This window comes from Jejubacter calystegiae, assembly GCF_005671395.1.
Classification (GTDB): Bacteria; Pseudomonadota; Gammaproteobacteria; order Enterobacterales; family Enterobacteriaceae; genus Jejubacter; species Jejubacter calystegiae.
The window spans coordinates 1,182,821-1,203,722 of the sequence record NZ_CP040428.1; the positions used below are offsets into that span (position 1 = coordinate 1,182,821).

The 20,902-nt window shown below is 54.7% G+C and carries 20 protein-coding genes; 15 read left to right on the forward strand and 5 right to left on the reverse strand.

Annotated elements, in window-relative coordinates:
* Positions 1-16 precede the first annotated feature (16 nt).
* From rbsC to kup, 4 genes are all read right to left on the reverse strand, one after another.
* Complete coding sequence (gene rbsC / locus FEM41_RS05475) at positions 17-982, reverse strand: ribose ABC transporter permease (protein ID WP_138095030.1); 966 nt, start codon at positions 980-982, stop codon at positions 17-19.
* A 3-nt stretch (positions 983-985) separates the two neighbouring features.
* Positions 986-2,494 (reverse strand): ribose ABC transporter ATP-binding protein RbsA, encoded by a 1,509-nt coding sequence (gene rbsA / locus FEM41_RS05480; protein ID WP_138095031.1) that lies wholly within the window; start codon positions 2,492-2,494, stop codon positions 986-988.
* A gap of 7 nt (positions 2,495-2,501) precedes the next feature.
* Positions 2,502-2,921 (reverse strand): D-ribose pyranase, encoded by a 420-nt coding sequence (gene rbsD, locus FEM41_RS05485; RefSeq protein WP_138095032.1) that lies wholly within the window; start codon positions 2,919-2,921, stop codon positions 2,502-2,504.
* Between the two features lie 195 nt (positions 2,922-3,116).
* Complete coding sequence (kup, locus tag FEM41_RS05490) at positions 3,117-4,985, reverse strand: low affinity potassium transporter Kup (RefSeq protein WP_138095033.1); 1,869 nt, start codon at positions 4,983-4,985, stop codon at positions 3,117-3,119.
* Positions 4,986-5,231: 246 nt separating this feature from the next.
* On the opposite strand from kup, the gene ravA reads away from it, so the two are divergent.
* Both ravA and viaA read left to right on the forward strand, forming a co-directional pair.
* Positions 5,232-6,728 carry an ATPase RavA gene (gene ravA / locus FEM41_RS05495; RefSeq protein WP_138099117.1) on the forward strand — a complete coding sequence of 499 codons (1,497 nt, stop codon included), beginning with the start codon at positions 5,232-5,234 and terminating at the stop codon, positions 6,726-6,728.
* Entirely contained in the window at positions 6,722-8,185 is a 1,464-nt protein-coding gene (gene viaA / locus FEM41_RS05500) for an ATPase RavA stimulator ViaA (RefSeq protein WP_138095034.1), read from the forward strand. The genes ravA and viaA overlap by 7 nt, the downstream gene beginning before the upstream one ends.
* A gap of 37 nt (positions 8,186-8,222) precedes the next feature.
* On the opposite strand, the gene asnA is transcribed toward viaA, so the two are convergent.
* On the reverse strand, positions 8,223-9,215 hold the full coding sequence (gene asnA / locus FEM41_RS05505) for an aspartate--ammonia ligase (protein ID WP_138095035.1): 993 nt from the start codon (positions 9,213-9,215) through the stop codon (positions 8,223-8,225).
* Between the two features lie 150 nt (positions 9,216-9,365).
* Between asnA and asnC the strand changes: the two genes are divergently transcribed.
* The 13 genes from asnC (at position 9,366) to FEM41_RS05570 (ending at position 20,840) form a co-directional block, all read left to right on the forward strand.
* Positions 9,366-9,824, forward strand: coding sequence for a transcriptional regulator AsnC (gene asnC / locus FEM41_RS05510; protein ID WP_138095036.1), 459 nt, complete (start codon positions 9,366-9,368; stop codon positions 9,822-9,824).
* Between the two features lie 94 nt (positions 9,825-9,918).
* Positions 9,919-10,359, forward strand: coding sequence for an FMN-binding protein MioC (gene mioC / locus FEM41_RS05515; RefSeq protein ID WP_138095037.1), 441 nt, complete (start codon positions 9,919-9,921; stop codon positions 10,357-10,359).
* A gap of 381 nt (positions 10,360-10,740) precedes the next feature.
* Complete coding sequence (mnmG, locus tag FEM41_RS05520) at positions 10,741-12,630, forward strand: tRNA uridine-5-carboxymethylaminomethyl(34) synthesis enzyme MnmG (RefSeq protein WP_138095038.1); 1,890 nt, start codon at positions 10,741-10,743, stop codon at positions 12,628-12,630.
* Between the two features lie 57 nt (positions 12,631-12,687).
* The gene (rsmG, locus tag FEM41_RS05525) at positions 12,688-13,311 is read left to right on the forward strand and encodes a 16S rRNA (guanine(527)-N(7))-methyltransferase RsmG (protein ID WP_138095039.1); all 624 of its coding nucleotides are present in this window, start codon (positions 12,688-12,690) and stop codon (positions 13,309-13,311) included.
* A gap of 617 nt (positions 13,312-13,928) precedes the next feature.
* A complete protein-coding gene (gene atpI, locus FEM41_RS05530) occupies positions 13,929-14,309 on the forward strand; it encodes a F0F1 ATP synthase subunit I (protein WP_138095040.1) in 381 nt (126 codons plus the stop codon).
* Between the two features lie 8 nt (positions 14,310-14,317).
* The gene (gene atpB / locus FEM41_RS05535; protein WP_138095041.1) at positions 14,318-15,136 is read left to right on the forward strand and encodes a F0F1 ATP synthase subunit A; all 819 of its coding nucleotides are present in this window, start codon (positions 14,318-14,320) and stop codon (positions 15,134-15,136) included.
* Between the two features lie 48 nt (positions 15,137-15,184).
* Entirely contained in the window at positions 15,185-15,424 is a 240-nt protein-coding gene (atpE, locus tag FEM41_RS05540) for a F0F1 ATP synthase subunit C (RefSeq protein WP_004393045.1), read from the forward strand.
* Positions 15,425-15,499: 75 nt separating this feature from the next.
* Entirely contained in the window at positions 15,500-15,970 is a 471-nt protein-coding gene (atpF, locus tag FEM41_RS05545; protein WP_138095042.1) for a F0F1 ATP synthase subunit B, read from the forward strand.
* 14 nt (positions 15,971-15,984) lie between these two features.
* On the forward strand, positions 15,985-16,518 hold the full coding sequence (atpH, locus tag FEM41_RS05550; protein WP_138095043.1) for a F0F1 ATP synthase subunit delta: 534 nt from the start codon (positions 15,985-15,987) through the stop codon (positions 16,516-16,518).
* Between the two features lie 12 nt (positions 16,519-16,530).
* Positions 16,531-18,072 carry a F0F1 ATP synthase subunit alpha gene (gene atpA / locus FEM41_RS05555; RefSeq protein ID WP_138095044.1) on the forward strand — a complete coding sequence of 514 codons (1,542 nt, stop codon included), beginning with the start codon at positions 16,531-16,533 and terminating at the stop codon, positions 18,070-18,072.
* Between the two features lie 50 nt (positions 18,073-18,122).
* Entirely contained in the window at positions 18,123-18,986 is an 864-nt protein-coding gene (gene atpG / locus FEM41_RS05560; RefSeq protein WP_138095045.1) for a F0F1 ATP synthase subunit gamma, read from the forward strand.
* Positions 18,987-19,017: 31 nt separating this feature from the next.
* The gene (atpD, locus tag FEM41_RS05565) at positions 19,018-20,400 is read left to right on the forward strand and encodes a F0F1 ATP synthase subunit beta (protein ID WP_138095046.1); all 1,383 of its coding nucleotides are present in this window, start codon (positions 19,018-19,020) and stop codon (positions 20,398-20,400) included.
* 20 nt (positions 20,401-20,420) lie between these two features.
* A complete protein-coding gene (locus tag FEM41_RS05570; RefSeq protein WP_138095047.1) occupies positions 20,421-20,840 on the forward strand; it encodes a F0F1 ATP synthase subunit epsilon in 420 nt (139 codons plus the stop codon).
* Positions 20,841-20,902: the final 62 nt, after the last annotated feature.

Consider the following 20,902-nt stretch of genomic DNA (forward strand, 5'->3'; position numbering starts at 1 on the left):
CAGATGTCCTGTAGAGTTATGCTTTGCTGCTTTTGTTATCCACCAGCACCGCCAGCAGGATCACTACCGCTTTGACGATCATCTGGTAATAGGAAGAAACGCCTAATAAATTCAGACCATTATTCAGGAATCCCAGGATTAAAGCGCCGATCAGCGTCCCAACAATACGCCCCTTGCCGCCAGCCAGACTGGTCCCTCCCAGAACCACCGCCGCAATAGCGTCCAGCTCATAGCCAGTGCCCGCCGTCGGCTGGGCCGAAGAGAGACGCGCCACTTCAATGACCCCGGCCAGGGCAGCCAGCAGGCCACACAGCGCATAAACGACGATCTTGATTTTATCAACGCTGATACCGGAAAGACGGGTCGCCGCTTCGTTACCCCCCAGCGCATAGATATAGCGCCCCAGACGAGTGTGATGCAGCATGTACCAGGCCGCCAGGAAGACGACGGCCATAATCCATACCGGCGTAGGGATGCCCAGCGGGCGGCCAATACCAAACCAGCCAAACAGATCGGCATTATCAGAGAAACCGGTACTCACCGGGCTACCGTCGGTATAAACCATGGTGACCCCGCGCAGCAGCAGCATCATCACCAGTGTGGCAATAAAGGCCTGAACCCGCCCTTTAGCAACGATGATCCCGGTCACGCCGCCAATAGCCGCACCCAGCGCCAACGCGCCCGCCACGGCAACCAGCGCATTCACCTCGAAGCCCACAATGGAAGCCGCCACAGCGCCGGTCAGCGCCAGCAGCGACCCCACGGAAAGATCGATGCCCGACGTCAGAATCACCAGCGTCATCCCCACCGCCATAATGGCGTTGACCGATGTCTGCTGCAGAATATTGAACAGGTTATTTACCGTAAAAAAGTTGGGGCTTAGCGTCGAGACAATCGCAATCAGCACCAGGAGTGCGATCAGCGATTTTTGTTCCATTAACCACGCCTTGCTGAACCAGCGGCGGTTTGAGATGGTGGTCATTAATTATTGCTCCTGATTCACGCGGTTAAGCTTGCCAACGGCGGCAGCCATCAGCGCTTCCTGGGTGGCCTGCTCGCGTGTGAATTCACCGCTAATATGGCCTTCATGCATCACGATGATGCGATCGCTCATGCCCAGCACTTCCGGCATCTCGCTGGATACCAGGATGATGCTCAGTCCTTCGGCTTTAAACTGGTTAATGAGCTGATAGATCTCTTTCTTGGCCCCCACGTCCACGCCGCGGGTCGGCTCATCCAGAATCAGGACGTCGGGGCGGGTCATCAGACCGCGGGCGATAGCCACCTTCTGCTGATTCCCGCCAGAGAGCAGGCCGATGGTCTGCTCCATTGATGGCGTTTTCACATTGAACAGTCGGATAAAGTCCTGCACCGCCAGCGCTTCAGCGCCGTGCTTCAGACCACCGCCAGCGTAGCTAAAGTAACGCAGCGCCGTCAGCGACATGTTCTCTTTCACCGACATGCCCAGCACCAGACCATCACGCTTACGATCTTCCGAGATGTAGACGATACCGTTCGCCAGCCCCTCCTGAGGCGAGCGGGCATAAACTTCCCGGCCGTCCAGGGTTACGCGCCCCTGGCTGCGCGGCAGCGCGCCGTACAGGGTTTTCATCAGTTCGGTGCGCCCTGCACCCATCAGACCAGAAACCCCAAGAATCTCCCCTTTGCGCAGGGTAAAGCTCACATCATGCAGATCCTTACCGCTCAGGTTTTCCACCCGCAGCCGGATCTCGCCGGGCGCTTTATCGATATGGGGATACTGTTCTTCGAGCTTACGGCCAACCATCATCTCGATCAGGGTATCTTCCGTTAGCGTGGAAACGTCTCGCTCGGCAATAAACTGCCCGTCCCGGAAAACGGTCACGTCATCACAAATCTCGAAGATTTCCTTCATGCGGTGGGAGATATAGACAATTCCGCGCCCCTGTGACTTAAGTTCGCGGATGGTACGGAATAGCGATTCGGTTTCGGTATCCGTCAGGGCGTCGGTAGGCTCATCCATAATGATGACCCGGGACTCAAAACTCAGGACTTTGGCAATCTCCACCATCTGCTGATCGCCGATAGAGAGATCGCCCACCAGCCGGTGGCTGTTAAAGCGCAGATTAAGCTTTTTCAGCAGCTTATCTGCCTCTTCATACATCCTGCCCCACTGGATACGGCCAAAACCGTTCACGAACTCGCGGCCCAGAAAGATATTCTCGGCAATGCTGAGTTCGGGGATCAGGTTCAGCTCCTGGTGGATAATACCGATTCCCGCCTCCTGGGAGGATTTCGGGCCGCTAAATGCCGTCTCTTTGCCCAGCCACAACAGCGAACCGGCATCTTTGGTATAGATACCGGTCAGTACCTTCATCATGGTGGATTTACCGGCGCCGTTTTCGCCCACCAGCGCCATCACACGACCGGGATAGACGTTAAGCGCAGCGCCGGAGAGCGCCTTCACGCCGGGGAAGGATTTATCGATCCCTTTAAGTTGTAAGAGTGCGTTCATCCCTGCCTCAGAAGGTCACGCCAGCGCAGAGAATGACGTTGGCATACGGGGAACACTCCCCGCTGCGAATCACCGCCAGGCTGGTTGCTGTCTGCTGTTTAAACTGCTCATGTCGGGTGTAACGAATTTCAATGGTGTTTCCCTGGTGTTGCTGCAATTGAAAAAAGAATTCGAGCAACAGATCGTGGAGTGCCGGGTTATATTTTTTTATTTCATCGGCCAGGATGGCAGCTTCAACCTGCATCTCCTGACAGACGTTTTCCAGTACCTGAATAAATGAAGGTATCCCATGCGTCAGAGCCAGATCGATGCGCTGAGGCCCCTGGGGAATGGGAAGTCCTGCATCGCCAATCACCAGCGTATCGGTATGGCCAAGGCGGGAAATGACTGAGGAGATCTCAGCGTTAAGTACAATGCCTTTTTTCATTTTTTTGGTAACTCCACGAGCGAAACGTTTCGCTGGTGAAAGTGTAATCAGACAACGCCCACGACAACAATCAGGTTATGGCAGAAGTGTGATCGCTATCGAAACGTTTCGCAGGCGGGAACAAAACAGGAATTTTTGTATCGATTCAGCTATATAAACAAAAGGCTCCTTATAAATAAGGAGCCTTAAGAGACATTAGATTTCGACCTGGGTCCCGAGCTCGATCACCCGGTTAGGCGGAATTTCGAACTGATCGGGTGCCCGCAGCGCATTACGTTGCAGCAGCAGAAACAGGCGGCCACGCAGACGCAGATACCAGGGCCGTTTACCGATAATCAGCGACTCATGGGACATAAAGAACGAGGTTTCCATCATCCGGCAGCTCAGCCCTTCCAGCCCGCAGCGGTGGAACACCTCTTCAACATTCGGAGTCTCACGCCAGCCATAGCTGGCTACCACCCGCCAGAAGGTCGGCGACAGCTGTTCGATGGACACGCGCTTCACGTTATGAACATAAGGCGCATCTTCCGTGCGCAGCGTCAGCAGAATCACCCGTTCGTGCAGCACCTTGTTGTGTTTCAGGTTATGCAACAGCGCAAAAGGAATGACGTTCAGCGCCCGGGACATATAGACCGCAGTACCGGACACCCGCACCGGCGGCGACTTCTCCAGCGAGGCTATCAGCGCTTCCAGCGAGTTACCGTGCTCATGCATCCGGCGCAACAGGCGGAAACGCTCGCTCTTCCAGGTGGTCATCACAATAAACATGATCAGACCCAGCGCCAGCGGCAGCCAGCCGCCCGAGAAGATCTTCTGTACGTTGGCGGAAAACAGCGGTACGTCGACACACAGAAAAGCCAGACCAATAAGCAGTACCAGGAATTTATTCCAGTGCCAGTTCTTACACGCCACGGTACAGGAAAGAATAGAGGTCAGCACCATGGTAGCCGTCACCGCAATCCCGTAAGCCGCAGCCAGATTACTGGAATGCTCAAAGCTGATAATCACCAGCACGACAGAGAAATAGAGCAGCCAGTTAATGAACGGAATGTAGATCTGGCCGGATTCCCGCTCCGAAGTATGAATGATACGCATCGGCGACAGATATCCCAGACGCACCGCCTGACGGGTTAGGGAGAAAACGCCGGAAATCACCGCCTGGGAAGCAATCACCGTTGCCATGGTAGCCAGAATCAGTAGAGGGATCAGCGCCCAGTCCGGCGCCAGTAAAAAGAAGGGGTTCTTGATGGCTTCCGGGTTACGCAGCAGTAGCGCCCCCTGACCGAAGTAGTTCAGCGCCAGCGACGGCAGTACCACGGTAAACCAGGCGATACGGATGGGCAGCTTACCAAAGTGGCCCATATCGGCATACAGCGCTTCAACGCCGGTGATCGCCAGCACGACCGCACCGAGCGCCACAAATGAAACGGCCTTGTACTCCATAAAGAAGTGCGCAGCCCACATGGGGTTCAACGCCTGCAATACCTGAGGAGAAGCCATAATGCTACGCACGCCCAGCACCGCCAGTACAATAAACCAGGTCATCATTATGGGCGCAAACAGCTTACCCACCATGCCAGTACCGTGCTTCTGGATCATAAACAACAGCGTCAGTACCAATATCGAGAGCGGCACAATGTAAGGGTCGAGCGCCGGGGCGGCTATCTCCAGCCCCTCTATCGCCGACATCACCGAAATGGCCGGGGTAATGACCACCTCACCGTAGAAAAAGCTGCCGCCAATCAGCCCCATGATCACCAGAATCGAGGTGACCCGCGCCGAGGTATTACGCCCGGCCAGAGACATCAGCGTCAGGATCCCCCCTTCACCGGCGTTATCGGCCCGCATCACGAAGGTCAGATATTTAATGGAGACTACAAAGACAAGTAGCCAAAAGATAAGAGAGAGAAAGCCAAAAACAGCGTCACGTTCAACGCCAAACCCAAACTGACCGGACAGACATTCACGTAGCGTATAGAGCGGGCTGGTACCGATATCACCATATACCACGCCTATCGCCGCCAGCGTAATAGCTGGCAATGCTTGCTTATTATCAGTGCTCATAGCGTCATCTTAAGTCAGGAAACAACCCTTCCCGATCGCGTATGACCGCGAAGAATGAGAGAAATTTCTGCTTCCTGGTTCACAAAAAGCGCACAGTATGCACGATTATGGAAAAAATCGTACCCCTGGATCTGGCCTAATCGTGCAGCTTTAAGGAAAATTGCACCGCACTTCAGGCTATTACTGAGTATTAACGTAAACAACTATACTCGCTCTTTATTACGGGTAAGGATGCAGATGTCTATTATGGCCCAGCCCCCACTTTTAGCAGAACGTATTTCACGACTCAGCCAGGCGCTGGAAAGTGGACTCTATGAGCGTAGCCACGCCGTTCGCCTCTGTCTGCTGGCAGCCCTGAGTGGCGAAAGCGTTTTTCTGCTCGGTCCGCCGGGCATCGCCAAAAGCCTGATCGCAAGGCGTCTTAAATTCGCTTTTAGCAACGCCCGGGCGTTCGAATACCTGATGACCCGCTTCTCCACGCCGGAAGAGGTGTTTGGTCCCTTATCCATTCAGGCTCTGAAAGATGAAGGGCGCTATGAGCGACTGACCGACGGCTATCTGCCGGAAGCGGAAATCGTTTTTCTGGATGAAATCTGGAAGGCCGGCCCCGCCATTCTAAACACGCTGTTGACCGCCATTAACGAACGTCGCTTCCGTAACGGCACCCGGGAAGAGAAAATCCCTATGCGTCTGCTGGTTGCCGCTTCCAACGAACTGCCGGAAGCGGATAACAGTCTGGAAGCGCTCTACGATCGCATGCTGATCCGCCTGAATCTGGAGCGGGTACAGGATAAGGGCAACTTCCGCGCCATGCTGACCAGTCAGCACGACGAAAAAGAGAACCCGGTGGCGCCGGGGCTTCAGGTCAGCGATGAAGAGTATCAACGCTGGCAGCAGGAGATAACACGAATCACCCTGCCCGATCACGTCTTCGAACTGATATTCCAGTTGCGCGAACGCCTGGAGGCACAGCCTCAGGCACCGGGCATTTCCGACCGCCGCTGGAAAAAAGCGCTGCGCTTGCTGCAGGCCAGCGCCTTCTTTAGCGGCCGCGATGCGGTAGCCCCCATCGATCTGATCCTGCTTAAAGACTGCCTGTGGCACGATATCAACACCATGCATCAGCTCAACAAAGAGGTTGAGTTATTGATGACCGGAAGCGCCTGGCAACAGCAGGCGATGCAGTCCCGCCTGGGGGCCATCAAACAGCATCTGTTGCGGCTGCAACAGCACCAGAGCGATCGGGATGCGCTGAAGGTAGAGCGCCAGAGCGGCATGTTCAATCGTCGCCACAGCTACAGCCTGCCGGAAAGTCTGCAGGACGCCAACCTCACCCTGCTGCTGCAAAAACCGCTGCGACTCCATGAGATGGAAGTGATTCACGTGGAAATCACCCGTAGCGCATTGAGCAACTGGTTACAGAAGGGCGGTGAAATTCGCGGCAAGCTGAACGGTATTGGCTTCGCCCAGCCGCTGAATATGGAAGTGGATGGCAACCGCCATCTGGTGATCCGTGATGTCAGCCTTCAGGAAACGTTCCTGGCGCTACCGGGTGCTCATAAGCCCGGCGTACCAGAATCGATTATCGAACAGCTCGATGAACTGGAAAACACCTGGCGCCAGCAACACCACGACTTCAATGAACAGCAGAAGTGTCTGTTTATCCCGCGGGAGTGGCTGGGGCAGATAGAAGCCAGTCTGGAAGAGGTCGCAACCCAGATAAAACAGGCGCGACTGTGCTGAGTCTGGCGGCGCTGGACTCCATCCTCGCCATCAGCGAAGGGGAGCTGATAGAAGGGGTTATCGTCATGCTGCTGGCCGCCCCCCAGCTGGAAAGCTTCTTCAAAAAGTTCCCGCGTCTGAAGAATGCCGTTTCCCGGGATGTGCCGCGCTGGCGGGAAAAACTGAGCCTGCGGCTACATGAAACCCGGGTGCCGCCACAGCTGGCCCGGGAAGTTCTGCACTATCAGTCCTGCCAGCAACTGGAAACCCCGGACTTTGTCGCACGGTTACCCTCTACCCTGACCCTGCTGTCAGAGGTGGCCTCACCTTTTGCCGCCCAGGCCCAGCAGATGGCGGCAGATAATCCCCTTTTTACTCCTTCGCTCCATACCCTGTTTCTGCAGCGCTGGCGCCTGAGCCTGATTGTTCAGGCCACCACGCTAAGCCAAAAGCTGCTGGAAGAAGAACGCGAACAGCTACTGGCGGAAATTCAGCAGCGCCTGGCGCTGAGCGGCCAGTTAGATCCGGTACTGGTGGCTAACGATAATGCCGCCGGGCGTCTGTGGGATATGAGCGCCGGGCGCCTGGGCCGCGGCGACTATCAGATGATTGTAAAGTACGGCGATTTTCTACAGCATCAGCCCGAACTCCAGGCGCTGGCGGATCAGCTAGGTCGATCCAGGGAAGCGCGATCGATCCCCAAACCAGATGCCCCCACGGAGATCTGGCGCCAGCAGGTGTGCGTACCCGCTTCAGTGCCCGAACAGGTAGAAGGACTACATCACAGCGACGATATTCTGCGGCTGCTACCGCCGGAGCTGGTCACTTTGGGGATTAGCGAGCTGGAGTATGACTTTTACCGGCGTCTGGCGGAAAAACAGCTCATCACCTACCGGCTGCACGGCGACGCCTGGCAGGAAAAAATCAGCGAACGCCCGGTGATTCATCAGGATTTTGACGAGCAGCCGCGCGGGCCCTTTATCGTCTGTGTCGATACCTCCGGCTCAATGGGCGGCTTTAATGAGCGCTGCGCCAAAGCGTTCTGCCTGGCGCTGATGCGTATAGCCCTGGCGGATAAACGCCGCTGCTTTATTATGCTGTTTTCCAGCGAGGTGGTGCGCTATGAACTGAGCGCCGATGACGGTATCGAGCAGGCGATTCGCTTTCTGAGCCAGCACTTTCGCGGCGGCACCGACCTGGCAGGCTGCCTGCGATCGGTCATCGAAAAGATGCAGGACGGCGAGTGGTACGATGCCGATGCGGTGGTTATCTCCGACTTTATCGCTCAGCGTCTGCCGGATGAGGTAATTCGTAAGGTGAAATCACTACAGCGCCGCCAGCAGCAGTGCTTTCACGCGGTCGCGATGTCCGCCCACGGTAAACCCGGCATACTGAGGATCTTCGATCATATCTGGCGTTTTGATACCGGCATGCGCAACCGCCTGCTGCGGCGCTGGAAGCGAAGCGATCGTAAGTGAAACAAGCCGGGCGACGAATGCCGCCCGGCGGGGGAAATTACAGCAGCGCGTCCACGCTTTCATGCACCTGAGCAGGCCAGACGCCGCACTGTACCTGTCCGATATGCGGCAGTTGCAGCAGCAGCATCACCAGCCGCGACTGACCAATGCCACCGCCAACGGTCTGCGGCATCTCACCGGCCAGCAGGCTCTGGTGCCACAATTGCTGAAGACGATCTTCATCACCGGTCAGCTTAAGCTGACGCTTCAGGGTTTCAGCATCCACCCGGATCCCCATCGATGAGATCTCAAAGGCGTCTTCCAGAATCGGGTTCCATACCAGGATATCGCCGTTCAGCCCGGCAAAACCGTCCGCCGTCGGCGTGGTCCAGTCGTCATAATCCGGCGCACGCACGTCGTGGCGCTGACCGTCCGCCAGCTTGCCGCCAATGCCAATCAGAAATACGGCGCCCAGTTCACGGGCAATAGCGCGCTCGCGCCCTTTACCGTCCAGATCCGGGAAACGGCGCTGCAACTCTTCGCTGTGAACAAAGTGGATCTGTGCTGGGAGGAACGGCGTCAGGCCAAACTCGCGACTCACTTCGGCTTCGGTATTCCGAATCGCCTGCCACAGGGTTTCAACCGTCTGCTTCAGGGTACCAAGGTGACGTTCGCCGTCGCCCATGACCCGCTCCCAGTCCCACTGATCGACATACACCGAATGTACCGGAGAAAGCCGGTCTTCATCGGGACGCAGCGCTTTCATATGGGTGTAGATCCCTTCACCGGCGCTGAAGTCGTGCAGCCCCAAGGTTTTACGCTTCCATTTAGCCAGCGAGTGAACAACTTCGAACTGGGCTTCCGGCAGCGCCTTTACTTTCACCTGCACCGCCTTTTCACAACCGGACAGATTGTCCTGGGTGCCATCACCCACCTGACTCAGGATGGGAGCCTGCACTTCCAGCAGACCCAGCTTCTCTTCCAGTTGGCGGGAGAAGTGGGATTTAACGAAACTGATTTGGCGTTGTTTTGCGATCCAGGTGGATTTCATGGTCTTTACTCCTGTATTCAATAGGGACGATTAAGCAACAAAACCCGCCACATATTCAATATTCATCATTAAAAAAGCCGATATCAATTATAATCCACTAATTAATCCCTTATAAAAATGAACATAATTCAATACCCATAAGGAAAAGCGATGGAAAATTATCAGATCGACAATCTGGACCGCGGCATCCTGACGGCATTAATGGAAAATGCCCGCACTCCCTATGCCGAACTGGCCAAACAGTTTGGCGTTAGCCCCGGCACCATCCATGTGCGGGTAGAGAAGATGAAGCAGGCAGGTATCATTACCGGCGCACGTATCGACATCAGCCCAAAACAACTGGGCTACGATGTCTGCTGTTTTATTGGCATCATCCTGAAAAGCGCCAGAGATTATCCGGCGGCGCTGGCAAAGCTGGAAAGCCTGGATGAGGTAACGGAGGCGTACTACACCACCGGCCACTACAGCATCTTTATTAAGGTGATGTGCCGCTCTATCGACTCCCTGCAACAGGTACTTATCAACAAGATCCAGACCATTGATGAGATCCAGTCTACCGAGACGCTGATCTCCTTACAGAACCCGATTATGCGTACAATTACCCCCTGAGAGGCTAAATTTAATACCCATGTTGTCCACAGGTAGATCCCATCACGTACACAGCGTACAATGGCGGCGTTTTGATTAACGACGGGACGTTGTAATGGCGGATATCACCCTGATTAGCGGCAGCACGCTGGGCAGCGCTGAATATGTTGCGGAGCATCTGGCGGAAAAGCTGGAAACCGCGGGCTATACCACCGAAACCTTGCATGGTCCCGCGCTTGCGGATCTTTCCCTGACGGGGACCTGGCTGGTGGTGAGCTCCACGCATGGCGCAGGCGATCTGCCGGATAATCTTCAACCGCTATATGACGAACTCAGCGCGGCGCGTCCGGATCTTAGCGCGCTACGTTATGGCGCTATCGGTATTGGCAGTAGCGAATATGACACCTTCTGCGGTGCTATAGAGAAGTTCGATACGCTGCTGAGCGATCTGGGGGCTCACCGTACTGGCGAAATCCTGAAGATCGACATCCAGCAGCACGACATTCCGGAGGATCCGGCGGAAGCCTGGCTGGGATCCTGGCAAAAATTGCTGTGAGAATTGTAAAGATCGTACGATCTTCTGTGGATAACTATGCTTAAAAGCTCGGATTAAGCGGTAGTTATCCAATGTACAACCGCAGTTCAGTTTTTGTCCTGTGTATAAACCCCCATTTTGATCCCAGCTTATACGGTTCGGGATCACCGATCATTCACAGAAAAGGATCCTTCTTAATTGTATGATCCATCTGGGAAGATCCTGCTTATCCACAGGATCGGTCGATCCTAATAAGAGATCACAATAGAACAGATCCAATATATAAAGATCTTCTTTTTAATAAGCGACTATCCCAACACTTTCTCGGGAGTCTAAAGTTGAGTAGAATTCCCGCCCCGGGGAGCTCCCAACCCAATGCGCAACACCGCGAGGCAGTTAAACATGTTTTATCCGGATCCTTTCGACGTCATCATCATTGGTGGAGGCCATGCCGGCACTGAAGCCGCGATGGCCGCCGCTCGTACGGGCCAACAGACCCTGCTTTTGACGCACAATATCGATACTCTGGGGCAGATGTCCTGTAACCCGGCGATCGGTGGAATCGGAAAGGGACATCTGGTTAAAGAAGTTGATGCACTTGGCGGACTGATGGCACGGGCCATCGATCAGGGCGGTATTCAGTTCAGGATACTAAACGCCAGCAAGGGGCCAGCCGTCCGCGCTACTCGGGCACAGGCCGACCGCGTGCTCTATCGCCAGGCTGTACGCACCGCGCTTGAGAATCAACCTAACCTGATGATCTTTCAGCAGGCCGTTGACGATCTGATCGTAGAAAACGATCGCGCCGTCGGTGTGGTAACCCAGATGGGGCTAAAGTTCCGGGCAAAAGCGGTTGTGCTAACGGTCGGGACCTTCCTGGATGGCAAAATTCATATCGGAATGGATAACTACAGCGGTGGCCGTGCAGGCGATCCGCCATCCATTCCGTTGGCGCGTCGCCTGCGTGAGCTACCACTGCGCGTAAGCCGTCTTAAAACCGGTACGCCACCACGTATCGACGCTCGCACCATCGATTTCAGCGTGCTGGCACCACAGCATGGCGATAATCCGCAACCGGTCTTCTCTTTCCTGGGGAACGCCAGCCAGCATCCGCAGCAGGTGCCCTGTTATATCACCCACACCAACGAAAAAACCCATGAGGTGATTCGTAACAACCTCGATCGCAGCCCGATGTACGCCGGAGTGATCGAAGGCGTGGGGCCGCGTTACTGCCCGTCCATTGAAGACAAGGTCATGCGCTTCGCCGATCGTAATGCTCACCAAATCTTCCTTGAGCCGGAAGGGCTGACCAGCAACGAAATTTACCCGAACGGTATCTCCACCAGCCTGCCGTTCGACGTCCAGATGCAGATTGTGCGTTCCATGAAAGGCATGGAGAACGCGAAGATCGTGCGTCCTGGCTATGCCATCGAATATGACTTCTTCGATCCCCGCGATCTGAAGCTGACCCTGGAGAGCAAACATATTCAGGGGCTGTTCTTCGCCGGACAGATCAATGGCACTACCGGCTACGAAGAGGCCGCGGCCCAGGGACTGCTGGCGGGGTTGAATGCCTCCCGCTACTCTGCCGACAAAGAGGGCTGGGCACCGGCTCGCGCCGAGGCTTACCTTGGAGTGCTGGTGGATGACCTTTGCACGCTGGGGACCAAAGAGCCCTATCGCATGTTCACTTCTCGTGCCGAATACCGTTTGATGCTGCGCGAAGATAACGCCGATCTGCGTCTGACTCCCATCGGCCGTGAACTGGGACTGGTCGACGATGAGCGCTGGGCCAGTTTTAACCAGAAGGTTGAGAATATCGAGCGCGAACTCCAGCGCCTGCGGGATACCTGGGTGCATCCGGGCACGGCAGCCGGTGAGGCGGTTAATGCGCTGGTCAATTCTCCGCTTTCCCGGGAAGCAAACGGCGAGGATCTGCTTAAGCGTCCGGAAATGACTTACCAGAAATTGACCACGAATGCGCCTTTCGCTCCGGCGCTGGAAGACGAGCGGGCGGCGGAACAGGTTGAGATCCAGGTGAAATACGCGGGCTATATTGCGCGCCAACTGGATGAAATTGATAAGCAGCAGCGCAATGAGAACACCGTACTGCCGACCGACCTTGATTATCACCAGGTGACGGGGTTGTCCAATGAAGTGATCGCCAAACTGAACGATCACAAGCCAGCTTCTATTGGCCAGGCCTCGCGGATCTCCGGCATTACTCCGGCGGCGATCTCCATTCTGCTGGTATGGCTGAAAAAACAGGGGATGCTGCGCCGCAGCGCCTGACGGATTATCGACGATATGGGTAAGGGGAACCTTGCCCATTTTTTATTGGATATAACCATGCTGAATAAACTCGGACAGCTGCTGGCCGCAGCGGGTATCGAACTCCCCGATCATCAAAAACAGCAACTGGTGGACTATGTTGGTCTGCTGCACAAGTGGAACAAAGCCTACAATCTGACTTCGGTACGCGATCCGATGGATATGCTGGTACGCCACATCCTGGATAGCATTGTGGTGGAGCCTCACCTGCAGGGCGCGCGCTTTATTGATGTGGGCACCGGTCCGGGATTACCGGGGATTCCGCTGGCCATCGTCCGCCCCGATGCTCACTTCACCTTACTCGACAGCCTGGGCAAGCGGGTGCGCTTTCTGCGTCAGGTGCAGCACGAACTGGGGTTGGAAAACGTGACGCCGGTTCAGAGCCGGGTGGAAGAGTGGCCGGCCGAACCGCCATTTGACGGAGTGATTAGCCGGGCTTTCGCTTCGCTGAATGATATGGTGAGCTGGTGTCACCAGCTGCCGGGGGAGGGGGGCGCTTTCTATGCCCTGAAAGGCGTGCGCCCCGATGACGAGATATCGTCACTGCCTGCTAGTGTCAGCGTTCAGCAGGTGGTTAAACTGGATGTTCCCGAGCTGGATGGCGAGCGTCATCTGGTGATAATCAAACCAAACAAAACTTAATATTTATCAAAAAAAGAGTGATTAACAGGCGCTACATTTGGTGGAAAATTATACGGTATTGGTTTGTTATGGTTGGTTACATTTAACCTCACAACAACAAAGGTTTTCCTGCCGATTAACGTAGCGCTTTTTGCTAACACAGAATAATAATCAACATGGAAAATATCAGGGCGCTATAAATTTGGCAGGCTAATTTAAAATGGGATGTTAAATGTTGGTTTTAAATGTCAATGGGATGATTTCTGCTTGTTTAGCCCTGTTTAAATAACAATAGAATAAAATTATCTTTTTTATCAGCAGGATGAGTTTTTGTACCGACGACGCATTGCTTAAAAAGTTTACAGTGAAAAGTGCTTTATGTGATCAATTGCACGTTTTGTTGTCAGTCGATTCCGCTTTTTTGCACTTTTGAATGAGCCCGTGGGGTTTCTGTAAAAGTTTGGAAAATGGGCTCCTGAAAATTTTTTAAATAATTATTCACCTTTTTGCTACTTATGGTTTGAAATCACGAGGCCGCACCGTATAATTTGACCGCTTTTTGATGCTTGACTCAGAGCCCCAAAGACAGTTTGATACGACACGCGGTATACCTCGAAGGGAGCAGAAGTGGAGAACCTATGTCCGTGTCGCTCATGAATAGAAACGTGGCCCGCAAGCTTCTGCTTATTCAGTTACTGGCAATTGTCGCAATCGGACTGCTGTTTTGCCTGAAAAGTCCCTTTTGGGGCGCTTCCGCGTTAGGTGGAGGCATGGCAGCCTGGCTGCCGAATGCGCTGTTTATGATTTTTGCCTGGCGCCACCAGGCTCACACCCCCGCTAAAGGCCGCGTGGCCTGGTCCTTCGCATTGGGCGAAGCGGTGAAAGTGGTCGTGACTTTTGTCCTGCTGGTGGTGGCGTTGGCTGGTTTTAAGGCGGCATTTTTGCCGTTGATCGTGACCTGGATATCGGTGCTGGTGGTACAGATGCTGGCGCCAGCTGTAATTAACAACCAAGGGTAAGAGGCATCATGTCTGCAGGAGAAATCTCAACCCCGCAGGACTACATCGGGCACCATCTGAATAACCTTCAGATTGACCTGCGTACGTTCTCGCTGGTGGATCCGCATAACCCCCCGGCCACATTCTGGACGCTTAACATTGACTCTATGTTCTTCTCTGTGGTTCTGGGTCTGTTGTTCCTTTGGCTGTTCCGTAAGGTAGCTAAAGGCGCCACCAGTGGCGTTCCGGGGAAATTCCAGACGGCGGTCGAACTGGTTGTCGGCTTTGTCAATAACAGCGTCAAGGATATGTATCACGGTAAGAGCAAGGTGATTGCGCCGCTGGCGTTAACCATCTTCGTCTGGGTGCTCCTGATGAACCTGATGGACCTGCTGCCTATCGACCTGCTGCCTTATATTGGCGAGCACGTATTCGGGCTGCCGGCTCTGCGCGTGGTGCCCTCTGCGGACGTCAACATCACCCTGTCGATGGCGCTGGGCGTATTTATCCTGATTCTTTTCTACAGCATCAAAATGAAAGGCGTGGGCGGCTTTACCAAAGAGCTTACCCTGCAGCCGTTCAACCACTGGATCTTCATCCCTGTGAACCTGATCCTGGAAGGCGTAAGCTTGCTGTCCAAGCCGGTATCTCTCGGCCTGCGACTGTTCGGTAACATGTACGCCGGCGAGCTGATTTTCATTCTGATTGCAGGCCTGCTGCCGTGGTGGTCACAGTGGATTCTGAATGTGCCATGGGCCATTTTCCACATCCTGATCGTTACGCTGCAGGCTTTCATCTTCATGGTTCTGACGATTGTCTATCTGTCGATGGCGTCTGAAGAGCATTAATTTTACACAACACTACTGCGTTTAAACTGAAACAAACTGGAGACTGTCATGGAAAACCTGAATATGGATCTGCTGTACATGGCTGCCGCTATTATGATGGGTCTGGCGGCAATCGGTGCTGCGATCGGTATCGGCATCCTCGGGGGAAAATTCCTGGAAGGCGCAGCGCGCCAGCCTGATCTGATTCCTCTGCTGCGTACTCAGTTCTTTATCGTTATGGGGCTGGTGGACGCAATTCCGATGATCGCTGTGGGTCTGGGTCTGTACGTGATGTTTGCGGTCGCGTAACTCGCGCGTTGCTGTCATTCGAGTATAGATAGATACGCAATATCAGAACGTTAACTAATTAAGAGGCATTGTGCTGTGAACCTTAACGCAACAATCCTCGGCCAGGCCATCGCGTTTGTCCTGTTTGTTCTGTTCTGCATGAAGTATGTATGGCCGCCGATTATGGCTGCCATTGAAAAACGTCAGAAAGAGATTGCTGACGGTCTTGCTTCCGCAGAGCGTGCCAAAAAGGATCTTGACCTTGCACAGGCCAACGCGACCGACCAGCTGAAAAAGGCGAAGGCGGACGCCCAGGTGATTATTGAACAGGCTAACAAACGCCGTTCTCAGATCCTGGACGAAGCAAAAGCCGAAGCAGAGCAGGAACGTAACAAAATCGTGGCGCAGGCTCAGGCTGAAATCGACGCCGAACGTAAGCGCGCTCGCGAAGAACTGCGTAAGCAGGTTGCTGTGCTGGCCGTGGCTGGCGCCGAGAAGATCATTGAACGTTCCGTGGATGAAGCTGCTAACAGCGACATCGTGGATAAACTGGTCGCTGAACTGTAAGGAGGGAGGGGCTGATGTCTGAATTTATTACGGTAGCTCGCCCCTACGCCAAAGCAGCTTTTGACTTTGCTGTCGTTCACCAGAGCGTCGATCGTTGGCAGGACATGCTGGCGTTTGCCGCCGAGGTATCCAAAAACGAACAAATGACAGAGCTTCTCTCAGGTGCCCTGGCACCTGAAACGCTCGCTAATTCGTTTATCGCCATCTGTGGCGATCAGCTGGACGCTAACGGCCAAAACCTGATTCGGGTGATGGCCGAAAATGGGCGTCTGGTTGTGCTTCCGGACGTACTTGAAGAGTTTCTCCGGTTACGCGCAGCCCAGGAAGCGACCGTGGAGGTCGATGTCACCTCCGCCAGCCGGCTTAGCGAAGAGCAGCTTTCGAAGATCGTCAGCGCTATGGAAAAACGTCTGTCACGCAAAGTGAAGCTGAATTGCAAAATTGATAAGTCTGTAATGGCAGGTGTCATCATCCAGGCGGGTGATATGGTCATTGATGGTAGCGTACGCGGCCGTCTTGAGCGCCTGGCAGACGTCTTGCAGTCTTAAGGGGACTGGAGCATGCAACTGAATTCCACCGAAATCAGCGAACTGATCAAACAGCGAATTGAACAGTTCAATGTTGTGAGCGAGGCTCACAACGAAGGTACTATCGTTTCCGTCAGCGACGGAATCATCCGCGTACACGGCCTGGCCGATGTTATGCAGGGTGAGATGATCTCCCTGCCGGGGAACCGCTACGCTATCGCACTGAACCTGGAGCGCGACTCCGTTGGTGCGGTTGTTATGGGTCCTTATGCGGATCTGGCCGAAGGCATGAAAGTAAAATGCACCGGTCGTATTCTGGAAGTTCCGGTAGGCCGTGGTCTACTGGGCCGCGTTGTTAACACCCTGGGTGCGCCGATTGACGGTAAAGGGCCTGTCGATAATGACGGTTTCTCTCCGGTTGAAGCCATTGCGCCGGGCGTTATTGAGCGTCAGTCCGTCGACCAGCCGGTTCAGACCGGTTATAAGTCTGTCGATGCTATGATTCCGATCGGCCGTGGTCAGCGTGAGCTGGTCATCGGTGACCGTCAGACCGGTAAAACCGCGCTGGCCGTCGATGCCATTATCAACCAGCGTAACTCCGGCATTAAGTGTGTCTACGTCGCTATCGGCCAGAAGGCGTCCACCATCTCTAACGTGGTGCGTAAGCTGGAAGAGCACGGCGCGCTGGACAACACCATCGTGGTTGTCGCAACTGCGTCTGAATCCGCCGCACTGCAGTACCTGGCGCCGTATGCCGGTTGTGCGATGGGTGAATACTTCCGCGACCGCGGTGAAGACGCGCTGATCGTTTATGACGATCTGTCCAAGCAGGCCGTTGCTTATCGTCAGATTTCCCTGCTGCTGCGCCGTCCGCCTGGACGTGAAGCATTCCCGGGTGACGTATTCTACCTCCACTCTCGTCTGCTGGAGCGTGCTGCTCGCGTTAACGCCGAGTATGTAGAAGCTTTCACCAAGGGTGAAGTGAAAGGCCAGACCGGTTCTCTGACCGCTCTGCCGATCATCGAAACCCAGGCGGGCGACGTTTCTGCATTCGTACCGACCAACGTTATCTCCATTACCGATGGTCAGATCTTCCTGGAATCCAGCCTGTTTAACTCCGGTATTCGTCCGGCGGTTAACCCGGGTATCTCGGTATCCCGTGTTGGTGGTGCAGCCCAGACCAAGATCATGAAGAAACTGTCCGGTGGTATCCGTACCGCACTGGCGCAGTATCGTGAACTGGCAGCGTTCTCGCAGTTCGCTTCCGACCTGGATGATGCAACGCGTAAACAGTTGAATCACGGTCAGAAAGTGACCGAACTGCTGAAGCAGAAGCAGTATGCTCCGATGTCCGTTGCTCAGCAGTCTCTGGTTCTGTTTGCCGCTGAACGTGGCTACCTGGAAGACGTTGAGATCGCGAAAGTAGGTAGCTTCGAAGCTGCGCTGCTGGCTTATGTTGATCGCGATCACGCGGCCCTGATGCAGGAAATCGACAAGACTGGCGGCTACAACGATGAGATCGAAGGCAAGCTGAAAGGCGTCCTCGATTCCTTCAAAGCAACTCAGTCCTGGTAATGGTCTGGCGGTTCGCGTAATGCGGACCGCCAGGCTTTGAGGAGAAGCTCATGGCCGGCGCAAAAGAGATACGTAGTAAGATCGCAAGCGTCCAGAACACGCAGAAGATCACTAAAGCGATGGAGATGGTCGCCGCTTCCAAAATGCGTAAATCGCAGGAGCGTATGGCGGCCAGCCGTCCTTATGCCGATACCATGCGTAAGGTGATTGGTCACCTTGCTAACGGTAATCTGGAATATAAGCATCCTTACCTGGAAGAACGCGAGGTGAAGCGCGTAGGTTACCTCGTGGTCTCTACCGACCGTGGACTGTGTGGCGGTCTGAACATTAACCTGTTCAAAAAGCTGCTCGGCGAAATGAAGACGTGGTCCGACAAAGGCGTTCAGAGCGATCTGGCGCTGATTGGCTCTAAGGGCGTCGCGTTCTTTAACTCCGTTGGCGGTAATGTGGTTGCCCAGGTGACAGGTATGGGGGATAACCCTTCCCTGTCGGAACTGATCGGCCCGGTTAAGGTTATGCTGCAGGCCTACGACGAAGGCCGTCTGGACAAGCTTTATATTGTCAGCAACAAATTTATCAACACCATGTCCCAGGAACCGACCATCACTCAACTGCTGCCGCTGCCTGCGGCGGAAGACGAGGAACTGAAGCGTAAAACCTGGGATTATCTGTATGAGCCGGATCCGAAGGCGCTGCTGGATACCCTGCTGCGTCGTTATGTGGAGTCCCAGGTTTATCAGGGCGTGGTGGAAAACCTGGCCAGCGAGCAGGCTGCCCGTATGGTGGCGATGAAAGCCGCAACCGACAACGGCGGAAACCTGATTAAAGAGCTGCAACTGGTGTACAACAAGGCTCGTCAGGCCAGCATTACTCAGGAACTCACCGAGATCGTCTCGGGGGCCGCCGCGGTTTAACCAGGTTTACGAATTACGTAGAGGATTCAAGATGGCAACTGGAAAGATTATCCAGGTAATCGGCGCCGTGGTGGACGTCGAGTTTCCTCAGGATGCCGTACCTAAGGTGTACGACGCTCTTGAGGTCATTAATGGTAACGACAGGCTGGTGCTGGAAGTTCAGCAGCAGCTGGGCGGCGGCGTGGTACGTACCATCGCTATGGGTTCTTCCGACGGTCTGCGTCGTGGTCTGGAAGTGAAAGACCTCGAGCACCCGATCGAAGTACCGGTAGGTAAAGCGACCCTGGGTCGTATCATGAACGTACTGGGTCAGCCGATCGATATGAAAGGCGACATCGGCGAGGAAGAGCGTTGGGCGATTCACCGCGAAGCGCCGAGCTATGAAGAGCTCTCCAACTCTCAGGAACTGCTGGAAACCGGTATCAAAGTTATGGACCTGATCTGCCCGTTCGCGAAGGGCGGTAAAGTCGGTCTGTTCGGTGGTGCGGGTGTTGGTAAAACCGTAAACATGATGGAGCTTATTCGTAACATCGCGATTGAGCACTCCGGTTACTCCGTGTTTGCGGGCGTGGGTGAGCGTACCCGTGAAGGTAACGACTTCTACCACGAAATGACCGACTCCAACGTTCTGGACAAAGTATCCCTGGTGTATGGCCAGATGAACGAGCCGCCGGGAAACCGTCTGCGCGTGGCACTGACCGGTCTGACCATGGCTGAGAAATTCCGTGACGAAGGCCGCGACGTTCTGCTGTTCGTCGATAACATCTACCGTTATACCCTGGCCGGTACTGAAGTATCCGCACTGCTGGGCCGTATGCCTTCCGCGGTAGGTTACCAGCCGACGCTGGCGGAAGAGATGGGTGTCCTGCAGGAGCGTATTACCTCCACAAAGACTGGCTCCATCACCTCCGTACAGGCGGTATACGTACCTGCGGATGACCTGACTGACCCATCTCCGGCAACCACCTTTGCGCACCTTGACGCAACCGTGGTACTGAGCCGTCAGATCGCGTCTCTGGGTATCTACCCGGCCGTTGACCCGCTGGACTCCACCAGCCGTCAGTTGGATCCGCTGGTTGTGGGTCAGGAGCACTATGACGTTGCCCGTGGCGTGCAGTCTATTCTGCAGCGCTATCAGGAACTGAAAGACATCATCGCCATCCTGGGTATGGATGAGCTGTCTGAAGAAGATAAGCTGGTGGTAGCCCGCGCACGTAAGATTCAGCGCTTCCTGTCCCAGCCGTTCTTCGTGGCGGAAGTTTTCACCGGCTCTCCGGGCAAGTTCGTATCCCTGAAAGACACCATCCGTGGCTTTAAAGGCATTATGGACGGTGAGTACGATCACCTGCCGGAACAGGCTTTCTACATGGTCGGTACCATTGAAGAAGCCGTGGAAAAAGCCAAGAAACTTTAACGCCTTAATCGGAGGGTGATATGGCTATGACTTACCACCTGGATGTCGTCAGCGCAGAGCAGCAGATGTTCTCTGGTCTGGTCGAGAAAATCCAGGTTACAGGCAGCGAAGGTGAACTGGGTATCTACCCGGGCCACGCGCCGCTGCTTACCGCCATTAAGCCTGGTATGATCCGCATCGTGAAACAGCACGGCCACGAAGAGTTTATCTACCTCTCCGGCGGTGTTCTGGAAGTGCAGCCCGGCGCCGTAACGGTGCTGGCTGACACTGCGATCCGCGGTCAGGATCTCGATGAGGCGCGGGCGATGGAATCGAAGCGTAAAGCAGAAGAGCATATCCGTAATTCGCACGGCGACGTCGATTACGCGCAGGCCTCTGCCGAACTGTCCAAGGCTATCGCGAAGCTGCGTGTTATTGAGCTGACCAAAAAAGCGATGTAACTCAGGTTTAAAAAGTAAAATGCCAGCCAGGGCAACCCGGCTGGCATTTTTTATGGCTGCGA

Excerpts from the sequence above, each read along its gene's own strand:
- rbsC (WP_138095030.1), bottom strand. The coding sequence starts at position 982 with ATGACCACCATCTCAAACCGCCGCTGGTTCAGCAAGGCGTGGTTAATG.
- rbsA (WP_138095031.1), bottom strand. The coding sequence starts at position 2,494 with ATGAACGCACTCTTACAACTTAAAGGGATCGATAAATCCTTCCCCGGC.
- rbsD (WP_138095032.1), bottom strand. The coding sequence starts at position 2,921 with ATGAAAAAAGGCATTGTACTTAACGCTGAGATCTCCTCAGTCATTTCC.
- kup (WP_138095033.1), bottom strand. The coding sequence starts at position 4,985 with ATGAGCACTGATAATAAGCAAGCATTGCCAGCTATTACGCTGGCGGCG.
- ravA (WP_138099117.1), top strand. The coding sequence starts at position 5,232 with ATGGCCCAGCCCCCACTTTTAGCAGAACGTATTTCACGACTCAGCCAG.
- asnA (WP_138095035.1), bottom strand. The coding sequence starts at position 9,215 with ATGAAATCCACCTGGATCGCAAAACAACGCCAAATCAGTTTCGTTAAA.
- asnC (WP_138095036.1), top strand. The coding sequence starts at position 9,366 with ATGGAAAATTATCAGATCGACAATCTGGACCGCGGCATCCTGACGGCA.
- mioC (WP_138095037.1), top strand. The coding sequence starts at position 9,919 with ATGGCGGATATCACCCTGATTAGCGGCAGCACGCTGGGCAGCGCTGAA.
- mnmG (WP_138095038.1), top strand. The coding sequence starts at position 10,741 with ATGTTTTATCCGGATCCTTTCGACGTCATCATCATTGGTGGAGGCCAT.
- rsmG (WP_138095039.1), top strand. The coding sequence starts at position 12,688 with ATGCTGAATAAACTCGGACAGCTGCTGGCCGCAGCGGGTATCGAACTC.
- atpI (WP_138095040.1), top strand. The coding sequence starts at position 13,929 with ATGTCCGTGTCGCTCATGAATAGAAACGTGGCCCGCAAGCTTCTGCTT.
- atpB (WP_138095041.1), top strand. The coding sequence starts at position 14,318 with ATGTCTGCAGGAGAAATCTCAACCCCGCAGGACTACATCGGGCACCAT.
- atpE (WP_004393045.1), top strand. The coding sequence starts at position 15,185 with ATGGAAAACCTGAATATGGATCTGCTGTACATGGCTGCCGCTATTATG.
- atpH (WP_138095043.1), top strand. The coding sequence starts at position 15,985 with ATGTCTGAATTTATTACGGTAGCTCGCCCCTACGCCAAAGCAGCTTTT.
- atpA (WP_138095044.1), top strand. The coding sequence starts at position 16,531 with ATGCAACTGAATTCCACCGAAATCAGCGAACTGATCAAACAGCGAATT.
- atpG (WP_138095045.1), top strand. The coding sequence starts at position 18,123 with ATGGCCGGCGCAAAAGAGATACGTAGTAAGATCGCAAGCGTCCAGAAC.
- atpD (WP_138095046.1), top strand. The coding sequence starts at position 19,018 with ATGGCAACTGGAAAGATTATCCAGGTAATCGGCGCCGTGGTGGACGTC.
- FEM41_RS05570 (WP_138095047.1), top strand. The coding sequence starts at position 20,421 with ATGGCTATGACTTACCACCTGGATGTCGTCAGCGCAGAGCAGCAGATG.